Annotated in this window: 2 protein-coding genes; both read right to left on the minus strand. The window is 46.3% G+C overall.

All coding sequences use genetic code 11. The features are described 5' to 3' along the window. Positions 1 to 7113, minus strand: a 7113-nt coding sequence (locus tag A3735_RS29730) for an immunoglobulin-like domain-containing protein (RefSeq protein ID WP_068638207.1), incomplete at its 3' end; no start/stop codon positions are given. 108 nt (positions 7114 to 7221) lie between these two features. Next, positions 7222 to 7659: a hypothetical protein gene (locus tag A3735_RS14820; RefSeq protein WP_156490428.1), complete on the minus strand. Its 438-nt coding sequence runs from the start codon at positions 7657 to 7659 to the stop codon at positions 7222 to 7224. Positions 7660 to 8683: the final 1024 nt, after the last annotated feature.

The following is an 8683-nucleotide window of genomic DNA, read 5'->3' on the forward strand; positions in this document are numbered from 1 at the left end:
ACCTACAAGGGTGATTACAGGAGCGATGCCGTCCGTTACGTTTACTGTTCGAGTAACTGTAGCCGCGGCATTACCGGCAGCGTCACTAACATTGTAACTTAATACATAACTTCCAATCGTGTTGATATCGAAAGAGCCTGTCCTTGCTATGTTGCCGTAAATGTCTCCATCAGCGCTGTCTAGAGGCGTTTCGCCGGCATCATTATAAGCAGTACCTTGAACGTGGTTGGTCGGGTCGGAGCCAGTAAGTGTAATCACTGGAATCGTTGTATCCTGAACAGTGATTGTGCGACTAAGCTTTAGAGCAGCATTACCGGCAGTATCACTGACGTCGTATCTTATCGTGTATATGCCTGCAATATTTGCATCGATGGTATCACCGCTTATGACGATGCTGGAAGTTAGGTTGCCATCCACGTTGTCGTTGGCTGTTGCACCAGCGTCGGTATAGCTCGTTCCTTGTTCAACTGTTTCAGCTGCATTGCCTGTTAGCGTAATGACTGGAATAGTTGTATCGGCAATGATGACTGTTCTAGTAACGGTCGTTGCAGCATTCCCCGCGGCATCATTGACGTCATAGCTGAGCACGTAGGTTCCGGGAGTATTAACATCAACAGCTCCACTAAGTACGATATTGGTGGTGACATCACCGTCAAGGTTATCGTCAGCTGTTGCGCCTGCATCTGTGTAAGAGGTGCTCTGTTCATGATTGACAATCGTGTTGCCCAGAAGAGTGATTGTTGGTGCGATGCCGTCTGTTACATTCACTGTGCGTGAGACTGTTGTTGCAGCGTTACCCGCAGCATCACTTACGTCATAAGAAATTAGGTAAGTGCCAATTATATTGGTATCTACATCGCCTGTTCGCGTGATACTGGCAGTAATGTCGCCATCAGCACTGTCAGAGGCTGTTGCACCGGCATCGGTATAAGGTGTGAGCTGAACATGATTAAGCGGGCTGGAGCCCAGTAGGGTAATCAGTGGTGCAGTACTGTCTTCGACTGTGACGGTTCGTGTTACTTGTACAGCATTATTGCCCGCAGTGTCACTGACATCATAGCGAGTGGTGTAAATCCCAGCTGTATTAATATCAACCGTATCGCCGGATACGATGATGTTGCTGCTTAGGTTGCCATCGACATTGTCGCTTGCCGTCGCGCCTGCGTCGGTATAGCTGGTAGCTTGTTCAACGGTTTCGTTAGAATTACCGTTGATTGTAATGACTGGAACTGTTGTATCGGCGATAACAACGCTTCTATTAACTGTAGCAGCGGCATTACCAGCGGCATCATTGACATCATAGCTGAGTATGTAGGTGTCTGGCGCATTTACATCGACAGTTCCGCTAACAACGATGTTTGCAGAAATATCCCCGTCAAAATTATCGTTAGCGCTCGCTCCTGCATCGGTATAGCTTGTTCCTTGTTCATGATTTTCAATTGCATTTCCAAGTAAGGCTATTGTTGGTGCAATTGTATCGCCAACATTTACAGTTCTTGTTGCGGTGGTCGCGGGGTTTCCTGCTGCATCTGTTACGTCATAACTGATGATATACGAGCCTTCAACATTAACATCTACACTGCCCGTGACAACAATACTAGCGCTCATATCGCCATCGATAAGGTCGGAGGCAGTAGCGCCTGCATCTGTATAGGTGCTGCCTTGTTCATGGTTGACGGCTGAACTGCCGATAATGGTAATAGCAGGGGCTGTCGTGTCGGCCACGATAACGGTTCTTGTAATTGATGTGGCTGCGTTACCGGCTGTATCGCTAACATTATAAGTAAGAATATAGGAGCCGGCAGTATTTGCATCAACGGAGCCCGTGACAAGGATATTTGCAGTTAAGTCTCCGTCAACGGTATCACTGGCGGATGCGCCTGCATCGGTATAGCTTGTTCCTTGCTCATGATTAGTTGGAGTACTTCCGCTTAAGGTCAATACCGGTAGCGTTGTATCAACAACTGTAATAGTACGTGTTAGTGTTGTTGCGTTATTTCCTGCGCTGTCGCTAACGTTGTAATTGAGAGTGTATGTGCCAGCGGCATTTGCATCGACAAAACCGGATACAGTGATGCTGGCGGTGATATCACCGTCAGTATTGTCTGTAGCACTGGCGCCACGGTCGCTATAAGCAGTTCCTTGTTCATGGTTGATGCTTGCCGAGCCAAGTAATGTGATAACCGGTGCGGTAGTATCGGTGACGATTACTGTTCGCGTAAGCTGTACGGCATTGTTCCCAGCTGCATCACTTACGTCATAGCTAATTACATATGTTCCAGTCGCAAGAGGGTTGACTGTTCCGCTTGAAATAATACTGGAGCTCAGGTCGCCATCAATATTATCTGTCGCACTTGAGCCTGCATCGGTATAGCTTGAGCCAAGTTCAATATTTACGGTTGTGTTGCCAATTAGAGTTATCATTGGTGCAGTAAAGTCGCCGACATTAACTGTTCGGACTTGTTGTGCGGCAGGGTTTCCACCAGAGTCTGTCACATCGTAAGTGACCGTGTATGTGCCTGCGACATTTTCATTCACGTTGTTAATGGTGACAATTGCTGCGCTAAGCGTAGCGTCATCATCGACTACGTCTGATGCAGTCGCACCCTGGTCGGTGTAAATTGTATTTAGCTCATGATTAAGTGGGTTGGCACCAGACATGGTGATGGTTGGTGCGCCAGTATTGGCAACGTTTACAGTTCTATTAACCGTGGTTGCGGCATTGCCTGCTGCATCAGAAGCGTTATATGACAAGATATAAGCGCCGACAGTGTTGGCATCTACTGAGCCTGTAACTCCAATATTTGCTGAAATATCACCATCAATATTATCTGAGGCGATAGCGCCTGGATCGAGGAATATGGTGCCTACTTCATGATTGAGCGGGTCTGTGCCGACTAAGCTGATTACCGGCGCAGTCATGTCACTAACAATAACAGTTCGCGAGACTTGCGTCGAAGCGTTGCCTGAGGCGTCACTAACGTTGTAAGTAAGGGTATAGCTTCCACTTACGCTGGTATTAACTGCACCACCAAGCACAATGTTGGAGCTTAAGTCACCATCAATGGCATCTGATGCCGTAGCACCCGCATCCGTGTATGTCGCGCCTTGCTCTACATTAACTGTAGCGCTGCCAAGTAGAGTAATCACGGGGCCGGTTCTATCGGCAACGATTACGTCTCTGGTAACCGTGGGTGCAGCATTGCTTTGTAGGTCGGTAACGTTGTAAGACAGGGTGTAGGTACCCGCGATATTCGCATCGACTGTCCCACTAACGATGATGGATGCACTTAAGTTACCATCTACAGCATCCGTAGCGGTAGCGCCAGCATCTGTGTAGGTGGTTTGTAGTTCATGCAGGGTAGGGTTGTCGCCATTTAGTGTTATGGTTGGTGCGCCAGTATCCACAACATTCACTGTTCGTGTAGTGGTTGCTGCAGCATTTCCTGATGAATCGGATACATTGTAGGTAAGCGTATACGTGCCTTGTGTATTGGCATCGACTGTTCCTGTGACGCCAATACTTAGACTGATATCTCCATCAATATTATCGCTAGCGCTAGCGCCAGGATCGACGAAGATTGTTCCTACTTCGTGATCTAAGGGGTTGGCTCCAGCAAGGGTGATAAGTGGGGCTGTTGTATCGCTTACGATTACAGTTCTACTCGCCTGAATAGCGGGGTTTCCAGCGGCATCGCTAACATTATAGTGAATGGTGTAGTTACCAGCGGTATTTGTATCAACTGCGCCAGTGGTAATGATATTTACGCTAATATCGCCATCTATGATGTCTGTTGCGGTCGCTCCGGCATCGCTATAAACCGTTCCTTGTTCAGCGTTAACGGTGCTGCCTCCAGTAATCGTTATTACTGGAGCTGTTCTATCAGCAACGATTACATCTCTGGTTACCGTTGTTGCAGCATTACTTTGGGAATCATTTGCATCATAGCTAAGTGTGTAAGTTCCGGCGATATCCGGATCGACTGACCCAGTCACTGTGATTGAAGCGCTTAGGTCGCCGTCTGCTGCATCTGAAGCGGTCGCACCAGCATCTGTGTATGGCGTCTGTAGTTCGTGTAGCACTGGATTGTCACCAATAAGTGCAATAGAGGGTACTCCAGTATCCACGACGTTTGCAGTTCGAACTACGGTTGCTGCTGCGTTACCAGATGAGTCAGAAACATTATAGGTAAGGGTGTATGCACCTTGCGTATTGGCATCAACAGTTCCGGTAACGCCAATTGCTGTACTGATATCTCCGTCAGTGTTGTCACTGGCTGTTGCGCCTGGGTCGACGAAGATTGTGCCGACTTCGTGATCCAGCGGGTTCGTTGAGTTAAGGGTGATTACCGGAATAGTTGTGTCACTGACAATAACGGTTCTGGTGAGTTGTGTTGCCGCGTTTCCAGTAGCGTCACTTACATTGTAATTGATGCTATACGTACCGGCAGTATTAACGTCAACAGTACCGCTTGTGACGATGTTTGCACTGATATCACCGTCAATTACATCACTAGCAGTTGCGCCAGCGTCTGTATATAAAGTGCCTTGCTCATGATTAACTGTAGTACTACCGGTAATAGTGATGAGTGGAGCGCTTCGGTCTGCAACGATAATGTCTCGTGTTACGGTTGTCGCAGCATTGCTTTGTGAATCCGTCACATCATAACTGAGTGTATAAGTTCCAGCGGTATTTGAGTCGACTGAGCCTGTGATGACAATACTAGATGAAAGGTCTCCGTCTGCGGCATCTATTGCAGTGGCACCAGGGTCGGTAGAGGTAGTTTGCAGCTCGTGTAAAATGGGGTTGTCGCCAAGTAGCGTGATGGCCGGCACTCCGGTATCGACAACATTAATTGTACGAACTACCGTCGTTGCAGCGTTTCCTGCCGAGTCGCTGACATTATAGGAAAGTGTATAAGTGCCAATTGTGTTTGGGTCAACCGAGCCAGATACGCCAATATCGGCACTAACATCGCCGTCTATAATATCGGATGCTGTTGCACCAGGGTCAACGAATATGGTGCCTACTTCATGATCCAAAGGGTTTGCGCTAAGTAAGCTTATTACCGGTGCTGTGCGGTCAGCAACGTCAACAACTCTGCTGATTGGTGCGCCTGCATTGCCCGCGGCATCACTTACGTTATAAGTGATGATATATACACCGGCGGTATCACTATCTACTGTATCTCCGCCGACTACAATACTCGTAGTGATGTCTCCATCGGTATTGTCATTTGCGCTTGCGCCAGCATCTGTATAGGGGGTTCGTAATTCATGCAGAACTGTTGAGTCGCCAGACAAAATGAGAGTTGGAGGTGTTGTGTCGTTTACGTTTACTGTTCTTATTTCGGTAGGTGCAGCGTTGCCAACTGAGTCCGAAACATCGTATGTGACATTGCATGTGCCTGTTAGGTTCGGGTTGACGGTATCTCCAGCTACGGCAATGCTGCTGCTTAAGTCTCCGTCGATTGCATCTGATGCAGTAGCGCCTGGATCGGTGTAGGCATTTCCAAGCTCGTGATCAAGAGGGTTGCTTCCAAGAAGGGTGATCGTTGGCGCGCCGGTATCGGCAACGATTACGTCGCGAGATATTGTTGTCGCTATATTTCCTGCTGCATCGCTTAGGTCATAAGAAAGTGTGTAAGTACCAGCAATGCTTGAATCAACAGAACCGCTGACGACAATGGAGCTGCTTAAGTCTTCGCCTGGAACATCTGATGCAGTAGCGCCAGGGTCGGTGAACCGGGTGTTTAATTCTTGATTATACGGGCTGGCGCCTATTAGCGTAATAATCGGTGCAGTGGTATCGACAACATTAATTGTGCGAGAAACGACTACTGCTGCATTGCCTGATGAGTCTGACACGTCGTAGTTTAGGACATAGCTTCCAACCGTATCGTTCGTGACGCTTCCTGAGATAATGATATTAGCCGTAATATCACCATCAACATTATCGGTGGCTGTGGCTCCTTCTTCTATATAAGTGTCGCCTTTTTCCAGAGTGATACTCGAAGCTCCGCTTAGTGTAATGCTAGGGATAGTTGTGTCTTGGACGATTACATTACGAGTGACAGTCGTTGCGATGTTTCCAACGGCATCCGAAACGTCGTAGGACAGGGTGTAAGTTCCAGCAGTGTTTGCATCAACGGTTCCGGAAATAGTAATGTTTGCGCTGATATCTCCATCACGATTATCGATTGCTGTTGCGCCGGGTTCTATATAGCTGGTCAGTTGTTCAACGTATGTCGGATCGTCGCCAGTAAGAGTAATAACGGGAGCGATGATATCCTCTTCTAGAACGTAGACCATTCTAGATACCGTATCAGCGTTGTTACCTGCGCTATCAACGACATCATATTCAACTAGTATTCCCGTAGGGTTTGGTACGGATGTATCGATAATAGTGGGAGTATCGATAACGTTCGGCCTAGTAACGACCTCAGATGTCAAATCCAAGTCTTCTGTATCATAAGCGGAGTAGCCGGGCTCGGAATATTCGTCGCCAACAATAAGTGTGACGTCAGTTGAGCCCGCTGATGTTTCGGCAAGAGTAATGATAGGTTTTTCATCAACGCCAGCTTCACTGGCTTTTAGTTGGATTGGTGTGCCAGCGGTGAAGTCAGTGAACTGGAAGCAGTCATCAATATCAGTGCTAGTTGATTGGTCAGATAAAGCTGTTTGGCTAAGTAATATATCAGCATTGACTGCTACACCGTTCTTTTCAAAGCAGCCGGTAATGCCAAACGGGATAACCCCTGTTTCGATAGCGTAAATCGTAGCGGTGGTTTGGTCTGTGTGCCAAAGATATTCGCCGTTCCAACTTAATCCTTTAGGGTCAGCTCCTGGTGTGTCAAAGAAGTCAACAACGCTACCGTCGCTTGGGTCAATGCGGTAAACCTTGAGTTCTTCTTGGTCAGCTACCCATAAGTCTCTACCGTCCCAGGTAATACCAAAAGGGCGAGCATTAGTGACTGAGGGGTTAGATTGGTATGAAGGTAAAGAGGAGGGGCCTGGTAAAGACAAAAGAAGCGCACCATCTTCAGGGCGTACTTTATTGATAGTGTTAGTTTGCCAGTCTACGACCCAAAAGCTATGACCGTCGTATGTCATGTCGGTGGGTGATGGGAATGCCAGTGACGCGAGTGCATTCTCCGATTCGAGGTTATCACCATCTACCGGGTCTACTTTTATGATGTCGTCAGTTATAGGGCTGGCATTTCATAAATAGTTTTCAGCAAAAGTGAGACCGCCGCCGCCACAGTATTGGCCTGCAGGCGTTGCGCCACAAGTAGGGATGGGGTTGCCATCGCTATTTATTGGTGGGTTATCGGTGTCTGCAAGAGGAAGGTTTAAATCACTGTCGCCTGCAGAGAACAATAGTACGTCGTCACCTACGTCACTTGTGCCCATGTCATCATATATATCTTCAGGATATACCCGGTATATTCTATCGGTGCCAAAATCGACTACCCTAAGATAGCCATCATGCATGGTAATGCCTTGAGGGGATGTAGGTGTTCGACCATCACCGCTTACATTATTAATAGTCAGTGTTGTTAGGATATTACCTGCATCGCCGGGCGCAGCAGATAAAAACTGAGCGTAGAGAAGAACAATAAATGATAGGGAGGTAATACTCAGTTTTCTTATTGGCATCTGATTATCCATGGCTCTTTATGTTCAAAGACATTAAGTAATAAACGATCGGTGTTAGCTTGTTGCACGGTCTGGCTTTTATGAAGCGACTTTATAGAAATGAATATTGAGGGGCTTGTTAGCGCAAAATTGTAAAATTATGAAAGAACTTTGAACTCTGTCTCATGAATATGCCTGTTAGATGTAGCGCTAGCTAGGCTTGTCTCTTTAAAGAAATAAGTGCTTATTTAAGTTGTTGTTTGCAAACTAAAAAATTGTAAAGTCATGAGCGTACAGTTGTTAGGTTTTATCATAGAAAAAGCCTAAAAAAACGTTGCATATAAATGTGAATGTTATTAATGTTTATATTTTGAGAGGGGGGGTGTAGGTTGAGTTTGTGTGATGTTGGTCGGTTTTGGATGGCTTGGTGGTAAATGGAGGCTATATATCGGTGGTTAGAAGGTGGGTTGATGTCGTATTAGTATAAAGAAGGGTTATAAAGAGGGGGTTAAAAATGGGTGCAGCAGTGGTTGCTGTCTTTGGCGTATTAATTTATAAAAAAGTTTGATAAAGGTGTTGACCTAAAGAATCAGCTCTATATAATGCGCACCTCCTTAAGACGAACCGCTTCGAAAGCGGCGAAGTTTGAAGGAGATAGAGGATAAATTAAGTGATTAAAATCAGTAATTTATCTTCGCTTGTTAAAGGTTTTGGTTTTCGGTTTTGAATTTAAATTTCTTCGAAAACAAATTAAAAAAAATCGTTGACAAGCAAATGAGACGCTGTAGAATACTCGCCTCGCTTGAGGGATCTCAAGCAAGCTCTTTAAAAAATTAACCAAGCAATTCGTGTGGGCGCTGGCTGAGATGATTTCACGATAAAGCACTCTGATCTAACTTGTTAGAGAGGATGTTGCTTAAGAAATTATCAAGTCAACGACCTGTACAATTTATTTGAACAGTAAGTAACTTGAGCAAGTATATGAAGCTTTTGCTTCGACTAGATTGAACTGAAGAGTTTGATCATGGCTCAGATTGAACGCTGG

Source organism: Oleiphilus sp. HI0061, assembly GCF_001635675.1.